General features: G+C 70.6%; 21 protein-coding genes, 1 tRNA gene and 1 pseudogene. 14 read left to right on the plus strand and 9 right to left on the minus strand.

All coding sequences use genetic code 11. The features are described 5' to 3' along the window. The first annotated feature begins 78 nt into the window (after positions 1-78). From ACWCPN_RS03040 to ACWCPN_RS03060, 5 genes and pseudogenes are all read left to right on the plus strand, one after another. Entirely contained in the window at positions 79-513 is a 435-nt protein-coding gene (locus ACWCPN_RS03040) for a hypothetical protein (RefSeq protein ID WP_451202054.1), read from the plus strand. A gap of 145 nt (positions 514-658) precedes the next feature. After that, on the plus strand, positions 659-1,705 hold the full coding sequence (locus ACWCPN_RS03045; protein ID WP_451202055.1) for an ABC transporter substrate-binding protein: 1,047 nt from the start codon (positions 659-661) through the stop codon (positions 1,703-1,705). Positions 1,706-1,743: 38 nt separating this feature from the next. Next, positions 1,744-2,324 (plus strand): annotated as a pseudogene (locus ACWCPN_RS03050) (siderophore-interacting protein). A gap of 137 nt (positions 2,325-2,461) precedes the next feature. Then, positions 2,462-3,904, plus strand: a complete 1,443-nt coding sequence (gene desA, locus ACWCPN_RS03055) for a lysine decarboxylase DesA (protein ID WP_451202056.1) — start codon at positions 2,462-2,464, stop codon at positions 3,902-3,904. Further along, entirely contained in the window at positions 3,888-5,174 is a 1,287-nt protein-coding gene (locus ACWCPN_RS03060) for a lysine N(6)-hydroxylase/L-ornithine N(5)-oxygenase family protein (RefSeq protein ID WP_451202058.1), read from the plus strand. The genes desA and ACWCPN_RS03060 overlap by 17 nt, the downstream gene beginning before the upstream one ends. A gap of 13 nt (positions 5,175-5,187) precedes the next feature. On the opposite strand, the gene ACWCPN_RS03065 is transcribed toward ACWCPN_RS03060, so the two are convergent. Beyond that, positions 5,188-6,396 (minus strand): RNA-guided endonuclease InsQ/TnpB family protein, encoded by a 1,209-nt coding sequence (locus tag ACWCPN_RS03065; protein ID WP_451202059.1) that lies wholly within the window; start codon positions 6,394-6,396, stop codon positions 5,188-5,190. A gap of 157 nt (positions 6,397-6,553) precedes the next feature. On the opposite strand from ACWCPN_RS03065, the gene ACWCPN_RS03070 reads away from it, so the two are divergent. Both ACWCPN_RS03070 and ACWCPN_RS03075 read left to right on the plus strand, forming a co-directional pair. Beyond that, positions 6,554-7,093 (plus strand): GNAT family N-acetyltransferase, encoded by a 540-nt coding sequence (locus ACWCPN_RS03070; protein ID WP_451202060.1) that lies wholly within the window; start codon positions 6,554-6,556, stop codon positions 7,091-7,093. Beyond that, entirely contained in the window at positions 7,090-8,859 is a 1,770-nt protein-coding gene (locus ACWCPN_RS03075) for an IucA/IucC family protein (RefSeq protein ID WP_451202062.1), read from the plus strand. The genes ACWCPN_RS03070 and ACWCPN_RS03075 overlap by 4 nt, the downstream gene beginning before the upstream one ends. Positions 8,860-8,921: 62 nt before the next feature. Here ACWCPN_RS03075 and ACWCPN_RS03080 read toward each other — a convergent pair whose 3' ends face one another. Continuing rightward, positions 8,922-10,526, minus strand: coding sequence for a beta-N-acetylhexosaminidase (locus ACWCPN_RS03080; RefSeq protein WP_451202064.1), 1,605 nt, complete (start codon positions 10,524-10,526; stop codon positions 8,922-8,924). A 140-nt stretch (positions 10,527-10,666) separates the two neighbouring features. Continuing rightward, positions 10,667-12,229, minus strand: coding sequence for a fibronectin type III domain-containing protein (locus tag ACWCPN_RS03085; protein ID WP_451202065.1), 1,563 nt, complete (start codon positions 12,227-12,229; stop codon positions 10,667-10,669). A gap of 165 nt (positions 12,230-12,394) precedes the next feature. Between ACWCPN_RS03085 and ACWCPN_RS03090 the strand changes: the two genes are divergently transcribed. Continuing rightward, positions 12,395-12,652 carry a hypothetical protein gene (locus tag ACWCPN_RS03090; RefSeq protein WP_199210656.1) on the plus strand — a complete coding sequence of 86 codons (258 nt, stop codon included), beginning with the start codon at positions 12,395-12,397 and terminating at the stop codon, positions 12,650-12,652. Positions 12,653-12,678: 26 nt separating this feature from the next. Continuing rightward, positions 12,679-14,496 carry a glutamine--fructose-6-phosphate transaminase (isomerizing) gene (gene glmS / locus ACWCPN_RS03095; protein WP_392291740.1) on the plus strand — a complete coding sequence of 606 codons (1,818 nt, stop codon included), beginning with the start codon at positions 12,679-12,681 and terminating at the stop codon, positions 14,494-14,496. Between the two features lie 229 nt (positions 14,497-14,725). On the opposite strand, the gene ACWCPN_RS03100 is transcribed toward glmS, so the two are convergent. Then, positions 14,726-15,253, minus strand: a complete 528-nt coding sequence (locus ACWCPN_RS03100; RefSeq protein ID WP_451202067.1) for a universal stress protein — start codon at positions 15,251-15,253, stop codon at positions 14,726-14,728. Positions 15,254-15,570: 317 nt separating this feature from the next. Here ACWCPN_RS03100 and ACWCPN_RS03105 point away from each other — a divergent pair, with 317 nt between their 5' ends. From ACWCPN_RS03105 to ACWCPN_RS03120, 4 genes are all read left to right on the plus strand, one after another. After that, complete coding sequence (locus tag ACWCPN_RS03105) at positions 15,571-15,828, plus strand: hypothetical protein (RefSeq protein WP_451202069.1); 258 nt, start codon at positions 15,571-15,573, stop codon at positions 15,826-15,828. Between the two features lie 377 nt (positions 15,829-16,205). After that, positions 16,206-17,408 carry a helix-turn-helix domain-containing protein gene (locus ACWCPN_RS03110; protein ID WP_199210660.1) on the plus strand — a complete coding sequence of 401 codons (1,203 nt, stop codon included), beginning with the start codon at positions 16,206-16,208 and terminating at the stop codon, positions 17,406-17,408. Positions 17,409-17,537: 129 nt separating this feature from the next. After that, on the plus strand, positions 17,538-18,140 hold the full coding sequence (orn, locus tag ACWCPN_RS03115) for an oligoribonuclease (RefSeq protein WP_451202070.1): 603 nt from the start codon (positions 17,538-17,540) through the stop codon (positions 18,138-18,140). A gap of 128 nt (positions 18,141-18,268) precedes the next feature. Further along, a tRNA-His gene (locus ACWCPN_RS03120) sits at positions 18,269-18,341 on the plus strand. 108 nt (positions 18,342-18,449) lie between these two features. On the opposite strand, the gene ACWCPN_RS03125 is transcribed toward ACWCPN_RS03120, so the two are convergent. From ACWCPN_RS03125 to ACWCPN_RS03145, 5 genes are all read right to left on the minus strand, one after another. Further along, a complete protein-coding gene (locus ACWCPN_RS03125) occupies positions 18,450-19,505 on the minus strand; it encodes a LacI family DNA-binding transcriptional regulator (protein ID WP_199210662.1) in 1,056 nt (351 codons plus the stop codon). 207 nt (positions 19,506-19,712) lie between these two features. Further along, entirely contained in the window at positions 19,713-21,170 is a 1,458-nt protein-coding gene (locus ACWCPN_RS03130) for a GH1 family beta-glucosidase (RefSeq protein ID WP_451202072.1), read from the minus strand. A 63-nt stretch (positions 21,171-21,233) separates the two neighbouring features. Next, positions 21,234-22,154, minus strand: a complete 921-nt coding sequence (locus tag ACWCPN_RS03135) for a carbohydrate ABC transporter permease (protein ID WP_365127021.1) — start codon at positions 22,152-22,154, stop codon at positions 21,234-21,236. A 14-nt stretch (positions 22,155-22,168) separates the two neighbouring features. Beyond that, the gene (locus ACWCPN_RS03140) at positions 22,169-23,167 is read right to left on the minus strand and encodes a carbohydrate ABC transporter permease (RefSeq protein WP_199210663.1); all 999 of its coding nucleotides are present in this window, start codon (positions 23,165-23,167) and stop codon (positions 22,169-22,171) included. A gap of 431 nt (positions 23,168-23,598) precedes the next feature. Continuing rightward, positions 23,599-24,921 (minus strand): ABC transporter substrate-binding protein, encoded by a 1,323-nt coding sequence (locus tag ACWCPN_RS03145; RefSeq protein WP_451202074.1) that lies wholly within the window; start codon positions 24,919-24,921, stop codon positions 23,599-23,601. A gap of 495 nt (positions 24,922-25,416) precedes the next feature. Between ACWCPN_RS03145 and ACWCPN_RS03150 the strand changes: the two genes are divergently transcribed. Further along, the gene (locus tag ACWCPN_RS03150) at positions 25,417-26,454 is read left to right on the plus strand and encodes a LacI family DNA-binding transcriptional regulator (protein ID WP_451202076.1); all 1,038 of its coding nucleotides are present in this window, start codon (positions 25,417-25,419) and stop codon (positions 26,452-26,454) included. Positions 26,455-26,461: the final 7 nt, after the last annotated feature.

Below are 26,461 nucleotides of genomic sequence, written 5' to 3' on the forward strand. Positions count from 1 at the left end.
GACCACAGCCACCCCGGAAACCGGAACGACGGGGCCGACGCCATCGCGTTCCGCGTCCGTGAATCAAATGGAGTCCCCGTGAAGCGCACCTCCCACATCGCCGCCGCCGTCGTGCTCGGCGCCGTTCTCGTCGGCGGGACCGCGGCGTGCTCCTCCGGCGACTCCGCCCGGCCGGACGGCGTCGGCGTCATGGAGAAGCTGCCAAAGGACACGGACGCGGCGCGGTCGAAGAAGACCGCCGGGGAGTTCCGGAACTGGGTCCGGGAACACGGCACCGCTCAACAGAAGGCCACCGCCCCGCTCGTGCGGCGCATCCTCGGCGAGTGGAACGAGCGGAAGGGCGACGCCTACATCTCCACCGACATCGGCGGCGGCACGTCCTCGGCGCCGGACCCGCGGGCGGCCGCCGCCGCGATCGTCAAGGCGTTCGCCGGCTGGAAGCACTCCGGGCAGGGCCACGCCTCCGTCTACGACGTCTACGGCAACGCCGTCATCACCGACTACCGATTCTGACCGGCGCCGGCGGCACAGGGCGGAGGCTGACAGGCGGTCACCCGGCCCGGCGGGCCCCACCCCTGGACATCTACTGAGGTTAGGCTAACCTACCTTCGAACTTGTCCGGCGGGCGGCCACGCCCCGGTCGAAAGCAGCCATACCCATGCCCCAAGCCCGTTCCACGCATTTCTCCCGTCGCGGTCTGCTCGCCGCGGGCGGCGTCCTCGGACTCGGCGCCGCGCTCGCGGCCTGCGGTGACGACAAGGGCAAGGACGCGGGGCCCGACGGGCGGGCCGAGGGCGGCGGGTCCGGCTCCTGGAGCTTCACGGACGACCGCGGCACGACGGTGAAGCTGGACAGGGTCCCCGCGAACATCGTCGCCTTCACCGGCGTCGCCGCCGCGCTGTACGACTACGGCATCCAGGTCAAGGGCGTCTTCGGCCCCACGAGGACCACCGCGGGCAAGGCCGACGTCCAGGCCGGCGACATGGACATCAGCAAGGTGACGGTCCTCGGCAACACCTGGGGCCAGTTCAACATCGAGAAGTACGCGGCCCTCGCCCCCGACGTGCTCATCAGCACCGTGTTCGACGACGCGGGCACCCTCTGGTACGTCCCCGACGAGTCGAAGAAGAAGATCGCCCAGCTCGCACCCGGCGTCGGCGTCTCCGTCTACGACCGTCAGCTCACCCAGCCGCTCCAGCGCATGTGGAAGCTGGCCGAGTCGCTCGGCGCGGACATGAAGGCCGCGAAGGTGACGGACGCCAAGAAGCGGTTCGAGGACGCCTCGGCCCGGCTGCGCGCCGCCGCCAGGGCCAAGCCCGGCATCAAGGTCCTGGTCGGCTCCGCGAGCGACCAGCTCTTCTACGTCTCCGGCACCAACCTCTCCGTCGACCTGGAGTACTTCAAGGCCCTCGGCGTGAACTTCGTCGAGCCCCCGGAGAGCGCCAAGAAGCAGGGCGGCGGCTGGTACGAGTCCCTGAGCTGGGAGAACGTCGACAAGTACCCGGCCGACATCATCATGATGGACGACCGCTCCTCGGCCATCCAGCCGGCCGGCATCACCAAGGCCACCTGGAGGAAGCTGCCCGCCGTCAAGGCGGGACAGGTCATCGCCCGCTCCCCCGAGCCGATCCTCTCCTACGACAAGTGCGTACCGCTGCTCACCGGCCTGGCCGAGGCACTGGAGAAGGCCAAGAAGGTCCGCTGACAACCCCTATTCCTGAACGGCAACCTCAGGAGCCCCCCATGACGACGGCCGTGGCCGCCCCGTTACGCTTCTTCTCCCTCCAGGTCGTGCGGACGAGGCGGCCGGGGCCGTCTCTGGTCCGGGTCACCTTCACCGGGGACGATCTGCACGCCTTCCACTCCGACGGGCGCGACCAGTCCCTGTCGCTGTTCCTGCCGCACCCGGGGCAGGCCGAACCCGCCGTACCCCTCGAACCGGGATGGGGGTCCCCCCGCTCGAGCGAAGCCGAGAGCGGCGGAGGATGGCGGCAGGGCCGGCGTGAACTGCCGGACGACGTACGGGCCGTGATGCGGTCGTACACACTCCGGGCCCTGCGCCGCGACCCCGACGAGATCGACATCGACTTCGCCCTGCACACCCCCGCGCTCACGGGGGTTGCCCGACGGCCGTCGACGCCGTGCGCGCCGCCGGCCTGCCCGCCGCCGAGGCGCCGTACGTGTGGCTGGCGGGCGAGTCCGGCCGGGTCAGGGAGCTGCGCCGGCACTTCGTCGGCGAACGCGGTGTCGACCGGCGGCGCGTCACCTTCGTCGGCTACTGGCGGCGAGGCATGACGGAGGAACAGCTCCGCGCATCGGAGTGACGCCACCCGCTCCCCCCGTGACCCCGGTCACTGCGGAGGTATGCCCTCGCGTGATCAATTTAGGTTAGGCTAACCTAAGTCAAACGGATCTCGCCTTCTTCCATCCCGCACGGACAGTCCCCTCGGAGGACCCCCACATGCGCTCGCACCTGCTCAATGGCCTCACGGCGGAGCACTACCGCCGCTCCGTGACCGAAGGAGTCGAGCGGGTGGCGGCCAAACTCGCCACCACCGAACGTCCGTTCACCGGTGTCACCGTCGACGCCCTCGCCCCCCGCGTCGACGCGATCGACCTCGACCGGCCGCTAGGCGACACCGCCGCGGTGCTGGACGAGCTGGAGGACCTCTACCTCCGCGACGCCGTGTACTTCCACCACCCGCGCTACCTCGCCCACCTCAACTGCCCGGTGGTCATCCCGGCGGTGCTCGGCGAGGCGGTGCTCTCCGCCGTCAACTCCTCCCTGGACACCTGGGACCAGTCGGCCGGCGGCACCCTCATCGAGCGCAGGCTCGTGGACTGGACGGCCGCCCGCATCGGCCTCGGCCCGGGCGCCGACGGCGTGTTCACCTCCGGCGGCACCCAGTCCAACCTCCAGGCGCTGCTGCTGGCCCGCGAGGAGGCGAAGAGCGACGGCCTCGGGAAACTGCGGGTCTTCGCCTCCGAGGCCGGTCACTTCAGCGTCCGGAAGTCCGCGAAGCTGCTCGGCCTGGGCCCGGACTCCGTGGTCACCGTCCCTGTCGACCACGACAAGCGGATGCAGACCGTGGCGCTCGCCCACGAGCTGGAGCGCTGCGCGCGGGACGGCCTCGTGCCCATGGCCGTCGTCGCCACCGCCGGCACCACCGACTTCGGCTCCATCGACCCGCTGCCCGAGATCGCCGAACTCTGCGCCCAGTACGGCGTCTGGATGCACGTGGACGCGGCCTACGGCTGCGGGCTGCTCGCCTCGCTGAAGCACCGGGACCGCATCGACGGCATCGAGCGCGCCGACTCGGTCACCGTCGACTACCACAAGTCCTTCTTCCAGCCCGTGAGTTCCTCCGCCGTGCTGGTCCGGGACGCGGCCACCCTGCGGCACGCCACCTACCACGCCGAGTACCTCAACCCGCGCCGCATGGTGCAGGAGCGCATCCCCAACCAGGTGGACAAGTCCCTGCAGACCACCCGCCGCTTCGACGCCCTCAAGCTGTGGCTGACGCTGCGCACCATGGGGGCCGACGGCATCGGTCAGCTCTTCGACGAGGTGTGCGAACTGGCCCGGCAGGGGTGGCGGCTGCTCGCCGGCGACCCCCGCTACGACGTGGTCGTCGAGCCCGGCCTGTCCACCCTCGTCTTCCGCTACGTCCCCGCGGCGGTCACCGACCCGGCCGAGATCGACCGCGCCAACCTGTACGCCCGCAAGGCCCTGTTCGCCTCCGGCGACGCCGTGGTCGCGGGCACCAAGGTCGGCGGCCGCCACTACCTGAAGTTCACCCTGCTCAACCCCGAGACGACGGTGGCCGACATCGCCGCCGTCCTGGACCTGATCGCCGGCCACGCCGAGCAGTACCTGGGAGAGTCCCTTGACCGCGCGTCCTGAAGCCCCGACCGCCCCGTACGACTTCGTGGGGATCGGGCTCGGCCCCTTCAACCTGGGCCTCGCCTGCCTGACCGAGCCGATCGCCGAACTGAACGGCGTCTTCCTGGACTCCAAGCCCGACTTCGAGTGGCACGCCGGCATGTTCCTGGACGGCGCCCATTTGCAGACCCCGTTCATGTCGGACCTGGTCACCCTGGCCGACCCCACCTCCCCGTACTCCTTCCTCAACTACCTGAAGGAGAAGGGCAGGCTGTACCCGTTCTACATCCGGGAGAACTTCTACCCGCTGCGCGTCGAGTACGACGACTACTGCCGCTGGGCGGCCGGCAAGCTCGGCAGCGTCCGCTTCGGCACCACGGTCACCGAGGTGAGGTACGAGGACGAGGTGTACGTCGTCCGCACCGCGGCCGGGGAGACGTTCCGCGCCCGGCACCTGGTCCTCGGCACGGGCACGGTCCCGTTCGTCCCCGAGGCCTGCCGGGACCTCGGCGACGACGTCGTCCACACCGCGCGCTACCTGCACCGCAAGGCCGACCTGCAGGCCCGGAAGTCACTCACGATCGTCGGCAGCGGCCAGAGCGCCGCCGAGATCTACCACGAGCTGCTGTCCGAGATCGACGTCCACGGCTACGAGCTGAACTGGGTCACCCGCTCCCCGCGGTTCTTCCCGCTGGAGTACACCAAGCTGACCCTGGAGATGACGTCCCCGGACTACGTCGACTACTTCCGGGCGCTGCCGGAGGAGACCCGCTACCGGCTGGAGAAGCAGCAGAAGGGCCTGTTCAAGGGCATCAACTCGGACCTGATCGACTCGATCTTCGATCTGCTCTACCAGAAGGACGTGGAGAGCGGCGACCGCCCGGTGCCCACCCGGCTGCTCACCAACTCCACGCTGAACGAGGCCCGTCACGAGGACGGCGCGTACACGCTCGGCTTCCACCAGGACGAGCAGGGCAAGGACTTCGAGATCCGTTCCGAGGGCCTGGTGCTGGCCACCGGCTACCACTACCGGCCGCCGGCCTTCCTGGAGCCGGTGCGCGAGCGCCTGAACTTCGACGGCCACGGCCGCTTCGACGTCGCCCGCAACTACGCCATCGACGTCACGGGCCGCGGTGTCTTCCTGCAGAACGCCGGCGTCCACACCCACAGCGTCACCAGCCCCGACCTGGGCATGGGCGCGTACCGGAACGCGTACATCATCCGTGAGCTGCTCGGCACCGAGTACTACCCGGTCGAGAAGACCATCGCCTTCCAGGAGTTCGCCGTTTGACTTCCTCCCCCGCCTAAGGGCGCGGGATTCCAGCGGTCGCCCGCTGGGGTTCCTGCTTCACCGACGACCGCCCCGTCCGGGAGGACTCCCGTTGAGGTCTTACACCGTCTCCACAGGCAGACGCCGCCAGCCCGGCGGCCAGGATGTTGCGTGCCGCGTTCACGTCGCGGTCATGCACGGCGCCGCAGTCGCACGTCCACTCACGGGCGTTCAGCGGCAGCTTCTCGCGGACCGTGCCGCAGACCCCGCACAGCTTCGAGCTGGGGAAGAAGCGGTCGATCACGACGAGTTCGCGCCCGTACCAGGCGCACTTGTACTCCAGCATGGAGCGAAGTTCCGTCCACGACGCGTCGGAGACGGCTCGCGCGAGCGAGTGGTTCCTCAGCAGGTTGCGGACGGTGAGGTCCTCGATCACGACCGTTTGGTTCTCACGGACGAGCCGAGTGGACAGCTTGTGCAGGAAGTCGCGGCGCCGGTCGGCGATCCGCGCGTGGACGCGAGCGACCTTGACCCGGGCCTTCTCGCGGTTGGCCGAGCCCTTCGCCTTCCGCGACAGCTCGCGCTGTGCGCGGGCGAGGCGGGCGCGGTCGCGGCGCTCGTGCTTCGGGTTGGCGATCTTCTCCCCGGTGGACAGCGTCACCAGGGACGTGATCCCGGCGTCAATGCCGACGGCCTGCGTGGTGGCGGACGCGGGCGTGATGGTGTCCTCGCACAGCAGGGACACGAACCAACGCCCGGCCGCGTCGCGGGACACTGTCACGGTCGTCGGCTCCACGCCTTCGGGCAGGGGACGCGACCAGCGGATGTCCAGTGGCTGGGCCGTCTTCGCCAGTGTCAGCTTCCCGTCACGCCACTTGAACGCGCTGCGGGTGTACTCGGCCGACGCTCGGGACTTCTTCCGGCTCTTGTAGCGCGGGTACTTCGCTCGCTGGGCGAAGAAGTTGGCGAACGCGGCCTGAAGGTGACGCAAGGCCTGTTGAAGAGGGACGGAGGACACCTCCGCCAGGAAGGCCAGTTCCTCGGTCTTCTTCCACTGCGTCAGCGCCGCCGACGACTGCACGTAGGAGACGCGGCGCTGCTCGCCGTACCACGCGCGAGTGCGCTCCTCCAACGCCTTGTTATACACGAGGCGGACGCAGCCGAACGTGCGGGACAGCTCTGCCGCCTGCTCGTTCGTGGGGTAGAAGCGGTGCTTGAACGCCCGCTTGACCTGCTGCGTCATGCCTCACATTCTATCAGTTTCCATGTGACGGCGGGTGTCGGCCGGTGGCCATGGACGCCGAATCGCCCTGGCGACCATTCGCCTTTCCCTGCCCCGCTACGCGGGAGCTTCGATTCCTCCCCGGCCTGGAAGCCGGGGTATCCACGAAGGAGACCCGATGACCAGCGACACCATGACGTTCACCCTCCGGCCCCTCGACCCGCTGAGGGACGCCGAGCTGCTGCACGGCTGGGTCACCCACCCCAAGTCCGCGTTCTGGATGATGCGGGACGCGAGACCGCAGGACGTCGAGCGGGCCTACATGGAGATCGCGGCCGACGAGCACCACCACGCCCTCCTCGGGCTGCGCGACGGGGAGCCGGTCTTCCTCATGGAGAAGTACGATCCGGCCCACCGCGAGCTGGCCGGGCTGTACGAGCCGCTGCCGGGCGACGTCGGCATGCACTTCCTGGTCGCTCCCACCGACACCCCGGTGCACGGGTTCACCAGGGCCGTCATCACCGCCGTGATGGCGCACCTCTTCGAGGACCCCCAGACCCGGCGGGTCGTGGTCGAGCCCGACGTGGCCAACAAGGCGGTGCACGCCCTGAACGAGGCGGTCGGGTTCGTGCCCGAGCGCGAGATCCAGAAACCGGAGAAGCGGGCGCTGCTGAGTTTCTGCACGCGCGAGCGGTTCCTGAAGGCGGTGTCCGCGTGAACCCCGCCGACGCCGTCGCCCACCTCTCCCCCGAGCGCTGGGAGCGGGCCAACCGGCTGCTCCTGCGCAAGGCGCTCGCCGAGTTCGCCCACGAACGGCTGCTCAACCCGGAGGCGGAAGGCGAGGGGTACGCCGTCCGCAGCGACGACGGGCTCACCCGGTACCGGTTCACCGCGGTCCGCCGCGCCCTCGACCACTGGCAGGTCGACGCGGAGTCGATCACGCGGCACCGTGACGGCGCCGAACTCCCGCTCGCCGCACTGGACTTCTTCATCGAGATGCGCGGCGCCCTGGGGCTGAGCGACGAGATCCTGCCGGTCTACCTGGAGGAGATCTCCTCCACCCTCGCGGGCACCTGCTACAAGCTGACCAAGCCCCGTGTCACCTCCGCGGAGCTCGCCCGAGGCTCCTTCCAGGACATCGAGACCGGGATGACCGAGGGCCACCCCTGCTTCGTCGCCAACAACGGGCGGCTCGGCTTCGGCGTCCACGAGTACCTGTCCTACGCCCCGGAGACCGCGAGCCCGGTCCGCCTGGTGTGGCTGGCCGCGCACCGCTCGCGGGCCGCGTTCACCGCGGGGGCCGGCGTCGAGTACGAGTCGTTCCTGCGGGCGGAGCTGGGCGAGGCGGCCCTGGAGCGGTTCCGGGCCACCCTCACCGGCCAGGGACTCGACCCCGCCGCGTACCTGCTCATCCCGGTGCACCCGTGGCAGTGGTGGAACAAGCTCGCCGTCACCTTCGCCGCCGAGGTGGCCCGCCGCCATCTGGTGTGCCTCGGCGAGGGCGACGACGAGTACCTGGCCCAGCAGTCCATACGGACCTTCTTCAACACCTCCGACCCGCACCGGCACTATGTGAAGACGGCCCTGTCGGTCCTCAACATGGGTTTCATGCGCGGCCTTTCGGCCGCCTACATGGAGGCGACCCCGGCGATCAACGACTGGCTCGCCGAGCTCGTCGAGAACGATCCCGTGCTGAGGTCCACCGGTCTGTCGGTCATCCGGGAGCGGGCGGCCGTCGGCTACCGGCACCTGGAGTACGAGCGGGCCACCGACCGCTACTCGCCCTACCGGAAGATGCTGGCCGCGCTGTGGCGGGAGAGTCCGGTGCCGTCCCTGCGCGAGGGCGAGTCACTGGCCACCATGGCCTCGCTGCTGCACGTGGACGACGCGGGCGCGTCCTTCGTCGGCGCCCTCGTCGAGCGTTCCGGCCTGCCGCCCGCCGAGTGGCTGCGGCGCTACCTGCGGGCCTACCTCACCCCGCTGCTGCACAGCTTCTACGCCTACGACCTGGCCTTCATGCCGCACGGCGAGAACGTGATCCTCGTGCTGCGGGACGGGGTGGTCGAACGCGCGATCTTCAAGGACATCGCGGAGGAGATCGTCGTCATGGACCCCGACGCGGTGCTGCCGCCGCAGGTGCGGCGGATCCGTGCCGAGGTGCCCGAGGACCAGAAGCTGCTGTCGGTCTTCACGGACGTGTTCGACTGCTTCTTCCGGTTCCTGGCGTCGAACCTCGCCGCCGAGGGGATCCTGGCGGAGGACGGCTTCTGGCGGACGGTCGCCGAGGTCGTTCGCGAGTACCAGCGGTCGGCGCCCGAACTGGCCGACCGGTTCGAGCGGTACGACGTGTTCGCCCCCCGGTTCGCGCTGTCCTGCCTCAACCGGCTCCAGCTGCGCGACAACCGGCAGATGGTGGACCTCGCCGATCCGTCCGGAGCGCTGCAGCTCGTGGGGCATCTGGACAACCCCGTCGCCGGGTTCTGATGTCCTGACGGCACGACGGGCACCCCGCGGTACGGTCCCGCGGGGTGCCCGTCGTGCCGTGCTCAGCCCGCCGGCCAGGGGACCTGGGGCGACTTGTAGTAGCTCATGCCGAGGGCGTCCCAGCGCGGGGCCTGGGCCGCGAGCCGGACCTTGTAGGTGTCCCAGTCGTGGGTGGCCGCCGGGGACCAGCCCAGCTCGGCCGCTCCGGGCAGACGCGGGAAGGCCATGTACTCGATGTCGGAGGACTTGGTGAGGGTCTCCGACCACAGCGGCGCCTCGACCCCGCGGACCGCCGAGGCCGGCGCGCCGGGCAGATAGCTTCCGGGGTTCCAGTCGTAGGAGCGCCGCACCTCCACCAGGCCCGCCCACTTGGTGCCCAGCCTGGTGCTCGCGGTGTACTTCATGTCGAGGTAGACCCGGTCGGCCGGGGACAGGATCAGGCCGGTGCCGTTCTGGGCGGCCTTGGCCACCTGGGCCTTCTCCGTCGCGCTGGTGCCGTCCAGGCCCCAGTACTGGGCGAGGGCGCCCTTGGCGGGGGTGGCCCCGGTGAGCTGGTGCCAGCCGATGACCGTCTTGCCGTACTTGGCGACGACCGGCTGCACCCGGTCCATGAACTTCACGTAGTCGGCGTGGCTGGTGGAGTGCGCCTCGTCGCCGCCGATGTGCAGATAGCGGCCGGGGGTGATGGCGGCCAGCTCGCGGATCACGTCGTCCACGAAGTCGTACGTCACCTGCTTCGGCACGCACAGCGAGCTGAAGCCGACCTGGGTGCCGGTGTACAGCGGGGGCGCGGTGCCGTCGCAGTTGAGCTGTGCGTAGGAGGCGAGGGCCGCGTTGGTGTGGCCGGGCATGTCGATCTCGGGCACGACCTCCAGGTAGCGGGAGGCGGCGTAGCGGACGATGTCCTGGTAGTCGGCCTTGGTGAAGTAGCCGCCCTTGCCGCCGCCTACCTGGGTGGAGCCGCCGTAGGTGGTCAGGCGGGGCCATGAGTCGACGGCGATGCGCCAGCCCTGGTCGTCGCTGAGGTGCAGATGCAGGGTGTTGATCTTGTACAGGGCCAGCTCGTCGATGTAGCGCTTGACCTGACCGACGGTGAAGAAGTGCCGGGAGACGTCCAGCATGGCGCTGCGGTAGGCGTAGCGGGGGCGGTCCTCGACGGTGCCGCCGGCGATCCGCCACGGACCGGGCTGGACGCTCTTGCGTTCGACGGACGCCGGAAGGAGCTGGCGCAGGGTCTGGACGCCGTGGAAGAGGCCGGCGGGAGCGCTCGCGGTGATGGTGACGCCGGTGGGTCCACTGGTCAGCCGGTAGCCCTCGGCGCCGAACTCGTCCCCGCTCAGGTGGAGTCGGATGCCGCCGGTGCCCTGTTCGGTGACGGGCACGCGGTAGCCGGTGGACGGGCGCAGGATGCCGGCGAGGTACTCGCCGATCCGGCGGACCTCGTCCGAGCCGTCCACGCGGACACCGGTGGCCCAGGTGACGGGGTACGGACGCCCGCCGGGCCGTGTCTCGGCGGGCGCCGGGACCACCCGGGCCAGTGGGGTGGCCGCCGCGGCGGCCGCCGGCGCCGGGGCCGCGCCGACGGTGGTCAACCCCGCCGCCGCGACGAGCAGCAGGGATCCGAGGACGCGGGTCAGCCGGGGAGTCGTGCCCTGGTGCCGTCTCACATGCGCTCCCTTCACGAGTGGTAAAGACCACTCTCCCGCAGATCCGGCGAATCAATCCCCGCCCTGCAGAAATCATCCGCCGGAACGGCGGTTGGGCCATCGGTGCGGCCGTCCGGACCCCGCTTCGCCGTGCGGGCCGCCTACTTCGCCGTGCGGGCCACCGTGAAGTGGTCGATCCGCCGGCCGGTCTCGGCGATGCCCGACACCGTCAGCGTGGTCCGGTGGCCCTTCGCGGCGGGCGTGACGTCCACGCGGAGGAAGGAGTAGTCGAGGTAGCGTACCCGGGACCAGGTGACCGTCTCGTTCCGCCTGCCTTCCTCGGTGTTGACGAAGGAGGCGACCGAGTCGACTTCGTGCTCGTGGCCCTCGTAGGAGTCCGGGGCGGAGAAGGCGTACAGACCGCGGCCCGCCGCGCCGGCGGTGACGTACACCACGCCGTCGGTCTCGGGATGGGCGGTGCCGCCGATCGGCAACTCCTTCACCTGGCCGCCCTTGATGACGTCGGTGCGCTCGTACTGGTGGTTGTGGCCGTTGATGACCAGGTCCACGGTGTACTTCTCGAACAGCGGCACCCACTCCTGGCGGACACCGCCCTCCGAGGCGTGCGCGGTGGAGGTGCAGTAGGCGCAGTGGTGGAAGAAGACGACGACGAAGTCGACGTCCTTCGCGGCGCGGTACTTCCTGAGCTGCGTCTCCAGCCAGGTGGTCTGAGTTCCGCCGGATATGCCCAGGTTCGCGGGGATCTCGAAGGACACGTCGTTGGCGTCGAGCGAGATGACGGCGGTGTTGCCGTAGACGAAGGAGTAGACGCCGGGCAGGTTCTCGCGGTCCGGGCCGTTGTCGGGGAGCGTCCAGCGGGCGTCCTCGCCGCCGTAGCCGTTGGGCGAGTACCAGGCCTCCATGTCGTGGTTGCCGTAGGCGGGCATCCAGGGGACCTGCTTGGCGACCGACTCGGTCTGGTGCAGGAACTGGTCCCAGGTGCGCGAGTCGAAGCCGGTGTCGCCGGTCTTGCCCTGGCCGGCCGGGTCGCCGTAGGCGATGTCGCCCGCGTGCAGGTGGAAGGCGGGGTTCTGGCCGAGGATCAGGGCGTTGTTGGCCAGGCCGTGATAGCCGACACCCTCGTCGCCGAAGGCGGTGAAGGTGAAGGGGGCCTTGTGGGCGGGGGCGGTGGTGAAGGTGCCCAGGGTGCCCAGCAGGTGGGGCTCGGCCGGGTCGAAGCCGTCGTGGCCGACGCCGTAGTAGTAGGTCCGGCCGGGGCGCAGGTGGGTGAGCTTGGCGTGCAGGTAGTACTGGGTGTGGTCGCCGCTCGCGCCGACCCCGGCCGGGGTGTACAGGGTGCGGACCTCGGCGTCGATCCGGCGGGAGAGGTCCCAGGGACGGACCCCGACCCGGATGAACGGCCTCCGCACCGCGACCGGCACCTGCCAGGAGACGCTGATCTCGGTCCGGGGGTCGTTGCCCCAGGCGAGATGGCGGCCGAAGGGCGCGACCAGGGAGCCGTCGACCGATTCGGCCGCGGGCGCGGTGCGCGGGGTGGGCACCGTGGCCCGGGCGCCGGCGCCCGACACGAACACACCGCCGGTGACGGCGCCCAGGGTGACGGCACCGCCCCTGATCATCGTGCGCCGCGAGAACCTGGCGCGCAGATACTCGTGCTGCTCGGCCGTGCTCATGCGCGCGGCCAGCCTCTCGGGTACTCCCATACGAGGAATGTCCATGACGTCTGAAACTCGTCCGGCCGGGCAACGAGGCGCGGGACACAGGATGGACAGCCCGCAAACAGAGCCCCATAAGACTTCCAACAGCCTCCTGCCCGGAATCGGGCAGGATTCTTGCGAAACTCGCGCTCTTACCCCAGGATCTACCGGGTGCACGAGGAACTTGTCGATCACCTGACGCGCTCCACGCCCCTCAGCAGGGGCGAGGCGCTGCGGGTGGTGCAGGACGTGCTCGCCTACTTCGACGAGACGACGCAGGACTACGTCCGTCGCCGCCACCGCGAGCTGCAGGCCCAGGGCCTGACGAACACGGCGATCTTCGACCGGATCGAGGCGGACCTGAAATACCGGGCGGTGGCGCCGCCGGAGCTGACGCTCAGGCAGCTGCGCCGCATGGTCTACGGCTGAGACGCCAGACTGAGAGATACCTTTACATGTGCGGAATTGTCGGATACATCGGCAAGCGTGACGTGGCTCCGCTGCTCCTCGAAGGGCTGCAGCGCCTGGAGTACCGCGGCTACGACTCGGCGGGCATCGTCGTCACGTCCCCGAAGACGGCCGGCCTGCGGATGGTCAAGGCCAAGGGCCGGGTGCGCGACCTGGAGGCCAAGGTGCCGGCGCGCTTCAAGGGCACCACCGGTATCGCCCACACCCGCTGGGCCACCCACGGCGCCCCCTCCGACGTGAACGCCCACCCGCACATGTCGGCCGACGGCAAGGTCGCCGTCGTGCACAACGGCATCATCGACAACGCCGCCGACCTGCGCCGCAAGCTGGAGGCGGACGGGGTCGAGTTCCTCTCCGAGACCGACACCGAGGTCCTCACCCACCTCATCGCCCGCTCCACGGCCGAGAAGCTGGAGGACAAGGTCCGCGAGACCGTCCGCCTGGTCGAGGGCACGTACGGCATCGCGGTGATGCACGCCGACTTCAACGACCGCATCGTGGTGGCCCGCAACGGCTCCCCGGTGGTCCTCGGCATCGGCGAGAAGGAGATGTTCGTCGCGTCGGACATCGCCGCCCTGGTCGCCCACACCCGGCAGATCGTCACGCTGGACGACGGCGAGATGGCCACCCTCAAGGCCGACGACTTCCGCACGTACACCACCGAGGGCACCCGCACCAGCGCCGAGCCGACCACCGTGGAGTGGGAGGCGGCGTCGTACGACATGGGCGGCCACGACACGTACATGCACAAGGAGATCCACGAGCAGGCCGACGCCGTGGACCGGGTGCTGCGCGGCCGCATCGACGAGCGGTTCTCCACCGTGCACCTCGGCGGCCTCAACCTGGACGCCCGCGAGGCGCGCCGGATCCGCCGCGTGAAGATCCTCGGCTGCGGCACCTCGTACCACGCGGGCATGATCGGCGCCCAGATGATCGAGGAGCTGGCCCGCATCCCCGCCGACGCCGAGCCGGCCTCCGAGTTCCGCTACCGCAACGCGGTCGTGGACCCCGACACGCTGTACGTCGCCGTCTCCCAGTCCGGTGAGACGTACGACGTGCTCGCCGCCGTGCAGGAGCTGAAGCGCAAGGGCGCCCGGGTGCTCGGCGTGGTCAACGTGGTGGGTTCCGCCATCGCCCGCGAGGCCGACGGCGGCATCTACGTGCACGCCGGTCCCGAGGTCTGCGTCGTCTCGACGAAGTGCTTCACCAACACCACGGTCGCCTTCGCCCTGCTCGCCCTGCACCTCGGCCGCACCCGCGACCTCTCGGTGCGCGACGGCAAGCGGATCATCGAGGGCCTGCGCCGGCTGCCGGAGCAGATCACCGAGATCCTCAAGCAGGAGGAGGACATCAGGCAGCTCGCCGAGAGCTACGCCGACGCCCGCTCCATGCTCTTCATCGGCCGCGTCCGGGGCTACCCGGTGGCCCGCGAAGCCTCCCTGAAGCTCAAGGAGGTCTCCTACATCCACGCCGAGGCCTACCCCGCCTCCGAGCTGAAGCACGGCCCGCTGGCCCTGATCGAGCCCGCCCTGCCCACGGTCGCGATCGTCCCCGACGACGACCTGCTGGAGAAGAACCGCGCGGCCCTGGAGGAGATCAAGGCCCGCAGCGGCAAGATCCTCGCGGTGGCCCACCAGGAGCAGGAGAAGGCCGACCGGACCATCGTGGTCCCGAAGAACGAGGACGAGCTGGACCCGATCCTCCTGGGCATCCCGCTCCAGCTGCTGGCGTACCACACGGCCAAGGCCCTGGGCCGGGACATCGACAAGCCGAGGAACCTGGCGAAGTCCGTCACGGTGGAGTAGCCGCTCCCGCCGCTCGACGGCGCGCAGAACGGACCCCCGCGTTGCCACCTCGTACGCGGGGGTCCGTTCCCGTGTCGCCGTGATCAGCCGGCGGCCGTCACCCGCCGGCTCGCGACACGCCTCGGTGCGCTGACCGATGTATGCCCTTCACAAGGGCACAAACACCTCTACGCGCGGGTAGTTTCGCGCCGTACGAAGGAAGTTGACGGAGCGTCGGCGGGGAGCCGCGTCAGGGGATGACGATGACCGGCCGCTGCGCCCGCTTGGCGAGCCGCCCGGCCACGGAGCCGAAGATCCGGCCCACGATGCCGTGGGTGGTGCCGACCACGATCGCGTCGGCCTCGTACTCCCGCCCGACCTCCTCGAGTTCGTGGCAGATGTCACCGCCGCGCTCGACCAGGATCCAGGGCACCTCGGCCAGATAGTCCGCGCAGGCCAGCTCGAGCCCGAGCACCTCGGTGCGGTGGTCCGGGACGTCGACGAAAACGGGCGGCTCGCAGCCGGCCCACACGGTGGTGGGCAGCCGGTTGGCCACATGGACGATGATCAGTCCCGAGCCGGAGCGGTGGGCCATGCCGATCGCGTAGGCGAGGGCACGCTCACTGGAGGTCGAGCCGTCGAAGCCGACGACCACGCCGTGCAGGAAGGCGGGGTCGCAGGACGGGCGTGGCTCTGGCACCGCCAGGGGCTCGGCCGCCGTGGGATCGGCGACGGGCCGCTTGCGGTCCGCGGGTTCGAAGAATTCGTGACCGGCCATGGCTGTCTCGGCGTTGTGATCCTTGTGTGGATGGGAGTGACATCGAGCGGCGGAGCTGTGTCCGGGATTCGTCTTCCCAACCCCATACCCCCAAGGGTACGGCGACACGCCTCCTACGCTCGTTTCCCGCGCACGCTCCGTAAGCGGGGACCCCGAATGTCCGTGGGGGTTCCCCGGAGCATGCACGAGCGGCGCCCGTAACGCAATGGTTGCTGCCTCGTACAGGCGGTTTGCACAGCGTGAACGGAGCAGCGGCCGGTGACCGACCGATCGAACGGGCGTTGATCTCCGTGAGCCACCGCCACAGGGAGTACGAGTTGCCCGGACCGAGATCCACCACCGACCCGCGTCCCGCCCCGGACACCACCAGCGAAGTGATCCGCTGGGCGGCCTTCAGCTGCGTCCTCGTTCCCGTGGTCCTCGTCTGGTACGGCACCTCGCTCGCCGGGGCGGCCGGCACCGCCTTCGGACTCGCCGCCGTCACGGCCGCCTGCCGGGTGCTGCTACGCCGGTCCGAACGTTGCGGCGCGCAAAGAGGCGGGCGTCACACCCGGGGAGAGACACCGGTCGACTGACCGGTTTCCGTACCCTCGAACGCTTCTTTTCGGCCAACTTCCGGATACCGCTCAGAAGGGGTGCCGACCACCCCCCAACCCCCGTTCCACCTGCACGGAAAGGGTCCGGGCCGGCCTCCGCACCCTACGCGGTTTGGCCACTGCGACAAGGCGCACTTCCCTGCACGCCCCACGAGTGCAACGCTTCGTGATCGAATGCTTCACGCCAAGTTGTCATGTCGACAATGTCCGGCGTGTCGAACTGGCCACCGTCAGACCGCGGTAGCCAGTAGATTCGATCTTGATGTCTTACGGCGGGGGACTCGTGCAGGACCGAGGGGAAACGTGCAGGAGCGACACAACCGAGGAGCCGCGACCACCGAGGGGGGCTTAGCAGGATGAGCCACGACTCCACTGCCACGCCGGAAGCCGCGGGCCGGAAACTGTCCGGGCGACGCCGCAAGGAGATCGTCGCGGTGCTGCTGTTCAGCGGCGGCCCCATTTTCGAGAGTTCCATACCTCTTTCGGTGTTCGGGATCGACCGCCAGGACGCCGGAGTACCGCGCTACCGACTGCTGGTGTCCGCCGGCGAGGAGGGCCCGCTGCGGACCACGGGGGGCCTGGAACTCACCGCGCCACATGGGCTCGAGGCGATCTCACGCGCCGGGACGGTCGTCGTACCGGCCTGGCGCTCGATCACCTCGCCACCACCGGAGGAGGCGCTCGACGCGCTGCGCCGGGCCCACGAGGAGGGCGCCCGCATCGTCGGGCTGTGCACGGGCGCATTCGTCCTCGCGGCGGCGGGCCTGCTGGACGGCCGTCCGGCGACCACCCACTGGATGTACGCGCCGACGCTGGCCAAGCGCTATCCGTCGGTGCACGTGGATCCGAGGGAGCTGTTCGTCGACGACGGCGACGTCCTGACGTCGGCGGGCACGGCGGCCGGGATAGACCTCTGTCTCCACATCGTGCGGACGGACCACGGCAACGAGGCGGCCGGCGCGCTCGCCCGGCGCCTGGTGGTCCCGCCGCGCCGGTCGGGCGGCCAGGAGCGCTACCTCGACAGGTCTTTACCCGAGGAGATCGGCGCCGACCCGCTGGCCGAGGTCGTCGCCTGGGCGCTGGAACACCTCCACGAGCAGTTCGACGTGGAGACCCTGGCGGCACGCGCCTACATGAGCCGCCGCACGTTCGACCGCCGGTTCCGCTCGCTCACCGGCAGCGCGCCGCTGCAGTGGCTGATCACCCAGCGGGTGCTCCAGGCGCAGCGGCTGCTGGAGACGTCGGACTACTCCGTGGACGAGGTGGCGGGCCGTTGCGGCTTCCGCTCCCCGGTCGCGCTGCGCGGGCACTTCCGCCGCCAGCTCGGCTCGTCCCCGGCCGCCTACCGCGCGGCCTACCGGGCCCGCCGGCCGCAGGGCGAACGGCCGGGTGAGACGGAGATCCCGATGCAGCCCGGACCGGGCGGGCCCGGCCTGGCCCATCCCGGGCCGGTCGGCCACGCGCCGCCGGTGCTGCACCCGGACCGCGAGAGCGGGGTGCCGATGCAGAGCCGCCGGCAGGCGGTGAGCCTGCTGCCGGGACCGCGCAGCGGGAGTTGAGCGAGGAGCGGCAAGGGAGGGGCGGAGCACGGCTCCGTCCCTCTTCCGCCGTCGTCCCGTCGCGCGCACACCGACAAGGTCGCCGCACGCCCGGTCCGGCGCGGGGCGGCGCGCCGTAAGGTAAGACACATGAACGATCGCATGGTGTGGATCGACTGCGAGATGACCGGCCTCTCGCTGTCCGACGACGCGCTCATCGAGGTGGCCGCCCTCGTCACCGACTCCGAGCTGAACGTGCTCGGCGAAGGGGTGGACATCGTCATCCGCCCGCCGGACTCGGCACTGGAGACGATGCCGGAGGTGGTGCGCGAGATGCACACCGCGTCCGGGCTGCTGGCGGAACTGGCCGGCGGCACCACGCTGGCCGACGCCGAGGCGCAGGTGCTCGCCTACGTCCGGGAGCACGTCAAGGAGCCCGGCAAGGCCCCGCTGTGCGGCAACTCCGTCGGCACCGACCGCGGCTTCCTGCTGCGCGACATGTCGACCCTGGAGGACTACCTCCACTACCGCATCGTCGACGTCTCCTCGATCAAGGAGCTGGCCCGCCGCTGGTACCCCCGGGCCTACTTCAACAGCCCGGAGAAGAACGGCAACCACCGCGCCCTCGCCGACATCCGCGAGTCGATCGCCGAGCTGCGCTACTACCGCGAGGCCGTCTTCGTCCCGCAGCCCGGCCCGGACTCCGACACCGCCCGGGCGATCGCCGCCAAGCACGTCCTGCCCGCGCGGTAGGACCGCGCGAACAGTGCCCCGGGGTCCGCTCGGGACCCGCGCGAAAAGGCGTGCGCGAGCACCCCTTCGGACCCTGTAGACTTCTTCTCGGCCGGTCGGGGAGAGCAATCCTCGGACTACCGGTCATGGTGGGTGTAGCTCAGCTGGTAGAGCACCTGGTTGTGGTCCAGGATGCCGCGGGTTCGAGTCCCGTCACTCACCCTGAGTAATCAGCCGGTGACTCCGTCCGAAGACGAAGTCACCGGCTGATTCGTTTTTGCGGCCTCCTGTGGCGGGCGACGGACGCCACCCGCCCGGAAGGACGGACGGTCACGACGACGCGCGGTCCACCAGTTCCGTGGGCAGTACCGCGTGGTGGCGCCGCGGGTCGCGGGGGGTGGCCGGGCGCCGGCCGGCGATCTCGGTGAGGAGCAGGTCGATCATGGCGCGGCCCATCTCCTCGATCGGCTGGCGGACGCTGGTCAGCGGGGGGTCCATGTGCCGGGCGATGGCCGAGTCGTCGTAGCCGACCAGGGCCACGTCGCCGGGTACGCTGCGGCCCGCCTCCCGCAGCACCTGCCGGGCGCCCGCCGCCATCACGTCGGAGCCCGCGAAGACCGCGTCCAGGTCCGGGTGGCGCTCGAGCAGGGTCGTCATGGCCCGCCGGCCGCCCTCGTCGGTGAAGTCGCCGGGTTCGATCAGGCCCTCGTCCACGGGCAGGCCCGCGTCGCGCAGGGCGTCGCGGTAGCCGTCGACACGGCGCTGGGCGCCGTAGACGTCGAGGCGGCCGGTGATGTGGGCGATCCGGCGACGGCCCCGGGACATCAGGTGCTCCACCGCGGACCGGGCGCCGCCGTAGTTGTCCGAGTCCACCGAGGTCAGCGTCTCGGCGGCCGAGCGGGGGCCGCTGATCACCGCGGGGATCTCCAACTGGGACAGCATGTCCGGCAGGGGGTCGTCGGCGTGCACCGAGACCAGCAGGACACCGTCGACGCGATGGGCGGCCAGGTACTGCGCGAGGCGCTGCCGCTCCCGGTCGTTGCCCGCGAAGATGAGCAGCAACTGCATCTCGCTGTCGGAGAGTTCGGCACCGACGCCGCGCAGCATGTCGGAGAAGTACGGTTCCGAGAAGAAGCGGGTCTCCGGCTCCGGCACCACCAGCGCGATGGCGTCGGTGCGGTTGGCCGCGAGGGCGCGCGCCGCGGTGTTGGGCACGTAGCCGAGTTCCGCGACGGCCGCCTCCACGGCGGCGCGGGTCGCCTCGCTCACCCGGGGCGAGCCGTTGATCACCCGTGAGACCGTGCCCCTGCCGACACCGGCACGCGCGGCGACCTCTTCCAGCGTCGGCCGCCGACTGCTCCGGCTCCGCTCTCCGTTGACTGGCATGGTCTCCGCCTCCCGCTCACAACCGACCGGCCGGGGGATTGTCCGCTACCGTCCGGCCAGGAATGTAACCGAGATCCCACAGCACCCGCTCTCATCATCCCGCGCCCGCGGTGCCCGTGGAGCCGGGCCCCCGGTGGGCGGACCGGCTCCACGGCGCGGGGGGTGCCGCCGGGACGGCGGCTCCCCCGGCCGGGCGGCGGGCGGACGTCACATCCGCGGGCCGGCGTCCGGCAGCGCGTTGCGGCGGATCACGTCGCTGTACCAGTGGGCGCTGGCCTTGGGGATGCGGCGCTGGGTGCCGTAGTCGACGTAGACGGCGCCGAACCGCTTCGAGTAGCCGTAGGACCACTCGAAGTTGTCCAGCAGCGACCACAGGAAGTAGCCCCGGACGTCGACGCCGTCGGCGATGGCGCGCCGGACCGCTTCCAGGTGGCCGCGGAGATAGGCGATCCGCTGCGGGTCGTTCACCTTCCCCTCGGGCGAGACGTAGTCGTCGAAGGCGGCGCCGTTCTCGGTGACCATCAGCGGCAGTCCGGGGTGCGCCGCCGCCGTGCCGGCCAGCAGGGTGTGCAGGCCGTTGGCGTCGATGGCCCAGTTCATCGCCGTCAGCTCGTCGTTGGCGAGGTGGAAGGAGACGTCCTCGGAGCCGGTCCACGGCGAGTGGTCGCTGGCCCCGTGACCGTCGTTCTTGGTGGTGCCGGCGCCGTCGGCGGGGTGCGAGACCACGGTCGGCGAGTAGTAGTTGACGCCCAGCACGTCGATCGGGCGGGAGATCTCGGCGAGGTCGCCGGCGCGCACCAGCTCGTCCCAGTCGACGATGCGGGCGGTGTCCGCGAGCAGGTCCTCGGGGTAGGCGCCGTCGAGGATCGGGCCGGTGAAGATCCGGTTGCCGACCGCGTCGATGCGGCGGGCCGCCTCCAGGTCGCCGGGGGCGTCGGTGAGCGGGCTCACCTGGTGCAGGTTGAGGGTGATGGAGAGCTGCGCCGTGCTGGGCAGGACCGAGCGCAGCGCACCGACCGCCCGGCCGTGCGCGAGGTTGAGGTGGTGGGCGGCGCGCAGGGTGGCTGCCGGGTCGGTGCGGCCGGGCGCGTGCACGCCGGAGCCGTAGCCGAGGAAGGCCGAGCACCACGGCTCGTTGAGCGTGGTCCACACCCCGACGCGGTCCCCGAGCGCCCGGCCCACCGTCTCGGCGTACTCGGCGAAGCGCTGCGCGGTGTCGCGCTGCGGCCAGCCGCCCGCGTCCTCGAGCTCCTGCGGCAGGTCCCAGTGGTAGAGGGTGGCGACGGGGGTGATGCCGGCCTCGAGCAGTTCGTCGGTGAGGCGGCGGTAGAAGTCCAGGCCGCGTTCGACGGCGGGCCCCCGCCCGGTGGGCTGCACCCGGGACCAGGAGACGGAGAACCGGTACGCCTGCAGGCCGAGGTCCTTCATCAGCGCCACGTCGTCGCGGTAGCGGTGGTAGTGGTCGGCGGCGATGTCGCCGGTGTCGCCGTTGCGCACCCTGCCGGGCGTGTGGCTGAAGGTGTCCCAGATGGAGGGCGTGCGTCCGTCCTCGGCGGCCGCGCCCTCGACCTGGTAGGCGGCGGTGGCCGCGCCCCAGACGAAGCCGGGCGGGAAGGAGAGGTCCGCGGCCGGCCGGGTCGTCGGCTCGGGTCGTACAGCGGTCATGGTGAGAGCGCTCCCAAAGTGGCGTGTGTAAAGGTCGGTCTGCTGCCCGGGACGGCTGTGCCGTCAGCCCTTGACGGCGCCCGACATGATGCCCCCGACGATCTGCTTGCCGAAGACCACGAAGACCAGCAGCAGCGGAAGTGTGCTGATCAGCGCGCCGGCCATGACGATGCTCTGGTCGGGGGTGTAGGAGGCGCTGAGCTGGCCGAGCGCCACCTGGATGGTGGGGTTCTGCTGGTTCAGGGCGAGGAAGGGCCAGAAGAAGTCGTTCCACGCCTGCACGAAGGTGAGCATCCCGAGCACCATCATGGCGGGCCGGGCCACGGGCAGGACCACGCTCCACACGATGCGGAAGTTGGTCGCGCCGTCCACCTTGGCCGCCTCGATCAGCTCGTAGGGCAGGGCCTCCAGCAGGTACTGGCGCATGAAGAAGACGCCGAAGGCGCCGACGAGGGTCGGGAAGATCACCGACTCCAGCTTCCCGCCCCACCCGATGTCCGACATCATCATGAACAGCGGGACGACGCTGAGCTGCGGCGGGATGGTCAGCGTGGCGATGACCGCGGTCATCAGGAAGCCGCGGCCGCGGAAGCGCATCTTGGCGAAGGCGTAGCCGGCCAGCGTGCAGAAGAACAGGGTCGCCGCGGTGATGCAGCCGGCCACGACGACGCTGTTGACGATGGCCTTGCCCAGGTTGGCCTGCTCCCAGGCGGCCTGGAGGTTGCTCCACAGTCTGCCGCCCGGCAGCAGCGGCGGCGGGCTGTCCAGGACCCGCTGCTGGTCGTGCGAGGCGGCGACCAGGGTCCAGTACAGCGGGAAGATCGATCCCAGGCCGACGACGACGAGGGCCGCGTAGGTGAAGGGGCCGCCCTTGAGCTGCTGGCCGGCGCCGAGCTTGAGGCGGGCGCGGCCGCCGCTGCCGGGGGCGGACGGAGGGGCCGGGGTGAGGTCGGCCGCGGTCTTGATGGGACTGGTCGTGGTCATCGAAGTCGCTCCCGTCAGGCCGCGCTCTTGCGCACGAACCGGCCGACGATCCAGTTGATCAGGGCGATCAGCAGCAGCAGGACGAGCATCGCCCAGGCCACGGCGGCGGCCGGACCCAGGTGCCCCAGCTTCCAGCCGTAGTTGAAGAGGTAGATGCTGAGGGTTTCGTACTGGTGCTCACTGCCGCCGATGGACCCCAGCGTTCCGCCCTGCAGCAGCAGCGGCTCGCCGAACAGCTGCATGGAGCCGATGGTCGAGATGACGATGGTGAACAGGATCGTCGGCCGCAGCGAGGGGATCGTCACCTTGCGGAACTGCTGCCAGCGCGACGCGCCGTCGATCGAGGCGGCCTCGTACAGATCGGTCGGCACGGCCTGCATGGCCGCCAGGTAGATCAGGGCGTTGTAGCCGGTCCAGCGCCAGATCACGATGACCGAGATGGCGATCTTGGACGTCCACTCGCCGTTGCCCCAGTCGATGTTGTCGATGCCGGCGAAGTGCAGCACCCAGTTGAGGATGCCGCCGTCCGCGCGGAAGACCAGGGCGAAGACCAGTGCCGCGGTCGCCACCGAGGTGGCGTACGGGGTGAGGATGAGCGTCCGCCAGAACGTGCTGGCCCGCAGCTTGTAGTTGAGCAGATGGGCCAGGCCCAGCGCCACGAGGAGCTGGGGAACGGTCGATATGACGCCGATGACGAAGGTGTTGGCGACGGCGGTCCAGAACTCCGAGTCCTGGAGGATCCTGGAGAAGTTGTCCCAGCCGACCCACTCGGACTGGCCGAGGCTGGTCATCTCCACCCGGTGCAGGGCGATCCAGCCGGTGTAGAGGAGCGGGTAGAGCCCGAAGGCTCCGAAGATGAGGAAGAAGGGCGCGATGTAGGCGTAGGGCGACGCCAGGTCGTCGAAGCGCCACAGCCGGCTGCGCCAGGTGCGGGGGCCGGGTCCGTCGGACACGGCGCCGGAACCGCCGGGCGGCGGGCTGTACGCGCCCCGGGTGGGGGTTGCTGTTGCCACGGAGGAGTCCTTATCTGCAGGGTTTCGGCCGGATACGGGGCGGGCGCGGCGTCCGCCGGACCGCGCGCCGGCCCCCGTCCCGCGCGCCACGGCGGCCGGTACGGTACCGAGCCGCCCGGCCGGGCGGCCAGGGCCCGGCGGCCCGGATCCGGTCCGGCCGGCCCGGTACGCCGGGCGCGGCTCACGGACGCGGATCGCGGACCGGCGCCTCGACGGTGCGCCGACCGGGCCGGCGCCCGGGTCCGCCTCCGGTGCCGGGCACCGGATCCACCGCCCGGGCGCCGGACGCCGGTTGCCGCCGCGTCGGCGGTGCCGCGTCGCCGCCCGGCCACCGGTGGGCCCTCGCGGTCACGGCACCGGCGCGGCGGGACCCGGCCGGACGCGCGGGCGCGGGGCGGGCGGTCCTGGGGACCGGCCCGCCCCGGCGCTCGTCAGCCGATCGCCTTGTCGATCGACTCGGTCGCGGCCTTCCACGCGTCGGCGGGCTTGGTGCCCCGCTGCTCCATGTTGTTGATCTGCGTCGAGATCGTGTCCTTGATGACGGCGTCCTTCGGGCCGAGCACCGCCTCGGGGATGGACTTGGCCTCCTCCGCGTAAATCTGACCGATCGGGGCGTCGTTGAAGTACGGGAGCTTCGCGCTCTTCACGTCGGCCAGGTCGTAGGCGCCCTTGTTGGACGGGAAGACGCCGATCGCCTTGAACACGGCCGCCTGCTGCTCGGGCGCCGTCAGCCACTTGACCAGCTCGGTGGCCTCCTTGACGTGCTTGCCGCCCTGCGGGACCGCCAGGAAGGAGCCGCCCCAGTTGGCCGCGGTGGAACCGGGCGCGCGGGAGATGTCCCACTTGCCCTTGAAGGCGTCACCGGAGTTGGTGGAGATCTGGCCGGCCATCCACGCCGGGCAGGCCACCGTGGCCACGCTGCCCTTGCGCAGCGCCGCCGTCCACGCGTCGGTGAACTGCGGCAGACCGTGGGTCAGCTTCTTGGACGCGGCCTCGGCGGAGAGGTCCCAGCCCTGCTGCACCGAGGCGCTGTCCTTGTAGACCGGCTTGCCGTCGGTGCCGTAGTACTGCTTGTCCGAGGAGCTGACGACCGCGTTGAACATGGCGCTCGCGGAGTCCATGAAGTAGGTGCCGGACGGCGCCTTCTTCTTGTACTGCTCGCCGAGCTTCAGGTAGTCCTCCCAGCCGCCGGCTATCGCCTTGGCGACGTCCTCGCGGTCGGTGGGCAGGCCCGCCTTCTCGAACAGGTCACGGCGGTAGCACAGCGACATCGGGCCGATGTCGGTACCGGCGCCGACGACCTTGCCGTCCTTCGTGGTGGCCTGCTTCTCCTTCCAGGAGACCCAGTCGTTCACGTCGATCGACTTGCTCAGGTCGGCGAACTTGTCCGCCTGGGTGTCGACGACCTCCTTGATCCGGCCGACCTCGACACCGGTGACGTCTCCCAGCCCGCTGCCCGTGTTCAGCTGCTGAAGAAGCTTGGGGTAGTAGTCCTGCTCGTTGGCGGTGACCTCTTCCTTCACCGTGATCTTCGGGTGGAGTTCGTGGTACTTGGCGAACAGACCGGCCTCCTTGTAGCCGAACTGCCCGAAGTCGGCCACGGTGAGGGTGATCGAGCCGTCGGCCGAGGCGTCCGAGTCGTCGTCACTGCTGCAGCCCGTCAGCAGCAGGGCCGATGCCGTCAGGACCGTGGTGGCGAGGGCCGCCGCTCTGCGACGGCGACCGCCTCCGCCGTCGGTACCGGTGATGCGCATTCCACTACTCCTTGTTCCGGTGGGAAACGGGACCCCAGGAAACAGACCGCCAAGGCTCGGCGGTCCGGACCTGCCCTCTCGATTTCGAGCAGCGGCCGGCTCACAGCACGCGACGTGCGGTGCAAAGGCGCTGGTCAACGGTGTGTCATGCGAGGTAGAGGGAAAGGCCATCAGTGCTTTGATCCGCGCGAGTCGAGCCCCGGAACCTTCCGTGGGACCGCTCCCACGCGGCATGCCGGAAGACTCCTTGCTGTGGGGGTCGGGTGTCAAGACTTGAAAACAGCGTTGTTGCCTGAGCGTGTCCCAGACGTCACGTGAACGTGTCACGAAATCCCCTGCCCCACTCTGGACATCCGACCGCCTCCCGGTGGATCCACGCTGGTCACAGGGATGATCTTCGCTCCGGCCCGGCGGACGGCCCGAACGGGGCGGCCGGTCCCGCCCCGCACTGGGACACAATGAGGCACGCCCTTGCCGCACACCGGAAGGTGAACGATGAGCCACGCCCAGCCGCCCGAAGCACTCGGCGTCCGGCGCCCGACGCTGAACGCCGTGGCCGCTCGGGCCGGTGTCGGCCGTGGCACGGTGTCCCGGGTGCTCAACGGCTCCCCCCAGGTGAGCGACCGGGCCCGGGCCGCGGTGGAGCAGGCGATCGCCGAACTCGGCTACGTCCCCAACCGCGCCGCGCGCTCCCTGGCCACCGCCCGCACCGACGCCGTGGCCCTGGTCGTTCCGGGGGCCGAGAGCCGGCTGTTCGCGGAGCCGTACTTCTCGGGGATCATCAAGGGCGCCTCCACCCGGCTCACCCACGCCGGGATGCAGTTGCTGCTGGTGCTCGCGCGGGACGGCAGGAAACACCGGCGCCTGGCCTCGTACCTGACCGCCCAGCGGGTGGACGGCGTCCTGATGGTGGCGGTCCACCGCGACGACACCCTCCCGGACCTGCTGGACGAACTGTCCGTGCCCACCGTGCTGGCCGGGCGGCGCGGCGATCCGGAACCGCTCGGCCATGTCCGCGCGGACAACGGCGGCGGCGCCCGCAGCGCGGTCCAGCACCTGCTCGGCAGGGGGCGGCGCACGGTCGCCACCATCACCGGGCCCCTGGACATGGACGCGGCCCGGACCAGGCTCGACGGCTACCGCGAGGCCCTGCGGACCGCGGGGGTCGCGGTGGACGAGGAACTGATCGAGCCGGGCGACTTCACCGAGGAGGGCGGGCGCGCGGCGATGCGTGAGCTGCTGCGCAGGCGCCCCGGGCTCGACGCGGTGTTCGCGGCCTCCGACGTGATGGCCTCCGGGGCGGTGCTCGAACTGCGCGCCGCGGGCCGGCGGGTCCCGGACGACGTGGCCGTCGTCGGCTTCGACGACTCGATCGTGGCGCGGCACATCGACCCTCCGCTGACCAGCGTCCGCCAGCCGATGGAGGAGATGGGGCGCGCCATGGCCGACCTGCTGCTGGACGAGATAGCGGGACGGGCCGGCCGCCGCCAGGTGGTCCTGCCGACCCGGCTGGTCGTGCGGGAGTCGGCCTGAGCGGCGG

It is taken from the genome of Streptomyces sp. NPDC002386, from assembly GCF_053593175.1.

Excerpts from the sequence above, each read along its gene's own strand:
- ACWCPN_RS03045 (WP_451202055.1), top strand. The coding sequence starts at position 659 with ATGCCCCAAGCCCGTTCCACGCATTTCTCCCGTCGCGGTCTGCTCGCC.
- desA (WP_451202056.1), top strand. The coding sequence starts at position 2,462 with ATGCGCTCGCACCTGCTCAATGGCCTCACGGCGGAGCACTACCGCCGC.
- ACWCPN_RS03065 (WP_451202059.1), bottom strand. The coding sequence starts at position 6,396 with ATGACGCAGCAGGTCAAGCGGGCGTTCAAGCACCGCTTCTACCCCACG.
- ACWCPN_RS03070 (WP_451202060.1), top strand. The coding sequence starts at position 6,554 with ATGACCAGCGACACCATGACGTTCACCCTCCGGCCCCTCGACCCGCTG.
- ACWCPN_RS03085 (WP_451202065.1), bottom strand. The coding sequence starts at position 12,229 with ATGGGAGTACCCGAGAGGCTGGCCGCGCGCATGAGCACGGCCGAGCAG.
- glmS (WP_392291740.1), top strand. The coding sequence starts at position 12,679 with ATGTGCGGAATTGTCGGATACATCGGCAAGCGTGACGTGGCTCCGCTG.
- ACWCPN_RS03100 (WP_451202067.1), bottom strand. The coding sequence starts at position 15,253 with ATGGCCGGTCACGAATTCTTCGAACCCGCGGACCGCAAGCGGCCCGTC.
- ACWCPN_RS03110 (WP_199210660.1), top strand. The coding sequence starts at position 16,206 with ATGAGCCACGACTCCACTGCCACGCCGGAAGCCGCGGGCCGGAAACTG.
- orn (WP_451202070.1), top strand. The coding sequence starts at position 17,538 with ATGAACGATCGCATGGTGTGGATCGACTGCGAGATGACCGGCCTCTCG.
- ACWCPN_RS03125 (WP_199210662.1), bottom strand. The coding sequence starts at position 19,505 with ATGCCAGTCAACGGAGAGCGGAGCCGGAGCAGTCGGCGGCCGACGCTG.
- ACWCPN_RS03130 (WP_451202072.1), bottom strand. The coding sequence starts at position 21,170 with ATGACCGCTGTACGACCCGAGCCGACGACCCGGCCGGCCGCGGACCTC.
- ACWCPN_RS03135 (WP_365127021.1), bottom strand. The coding sequence starts at position 22,154 with ATGACCACGACCAGTCCCATCAAGACCGCGGCCGACCTCACCCCGGCC.
- ACWCPN_RS03145 (WP_451202074.1), bottom strand. The coding sequence starts at position 24,921 with ATGCGCATCACCGGTACCGACGGCGGAGGCGGTCGCCGTCGCAGAGCG.
- ACWCPN_RS03150 (WP_451202076.1), top strand. The coding sequence starts at position 25,417 with ATGAGCCACGCCCAGCCGCCCGAAGCACTCGGCGTCCGGCGCCCGACG.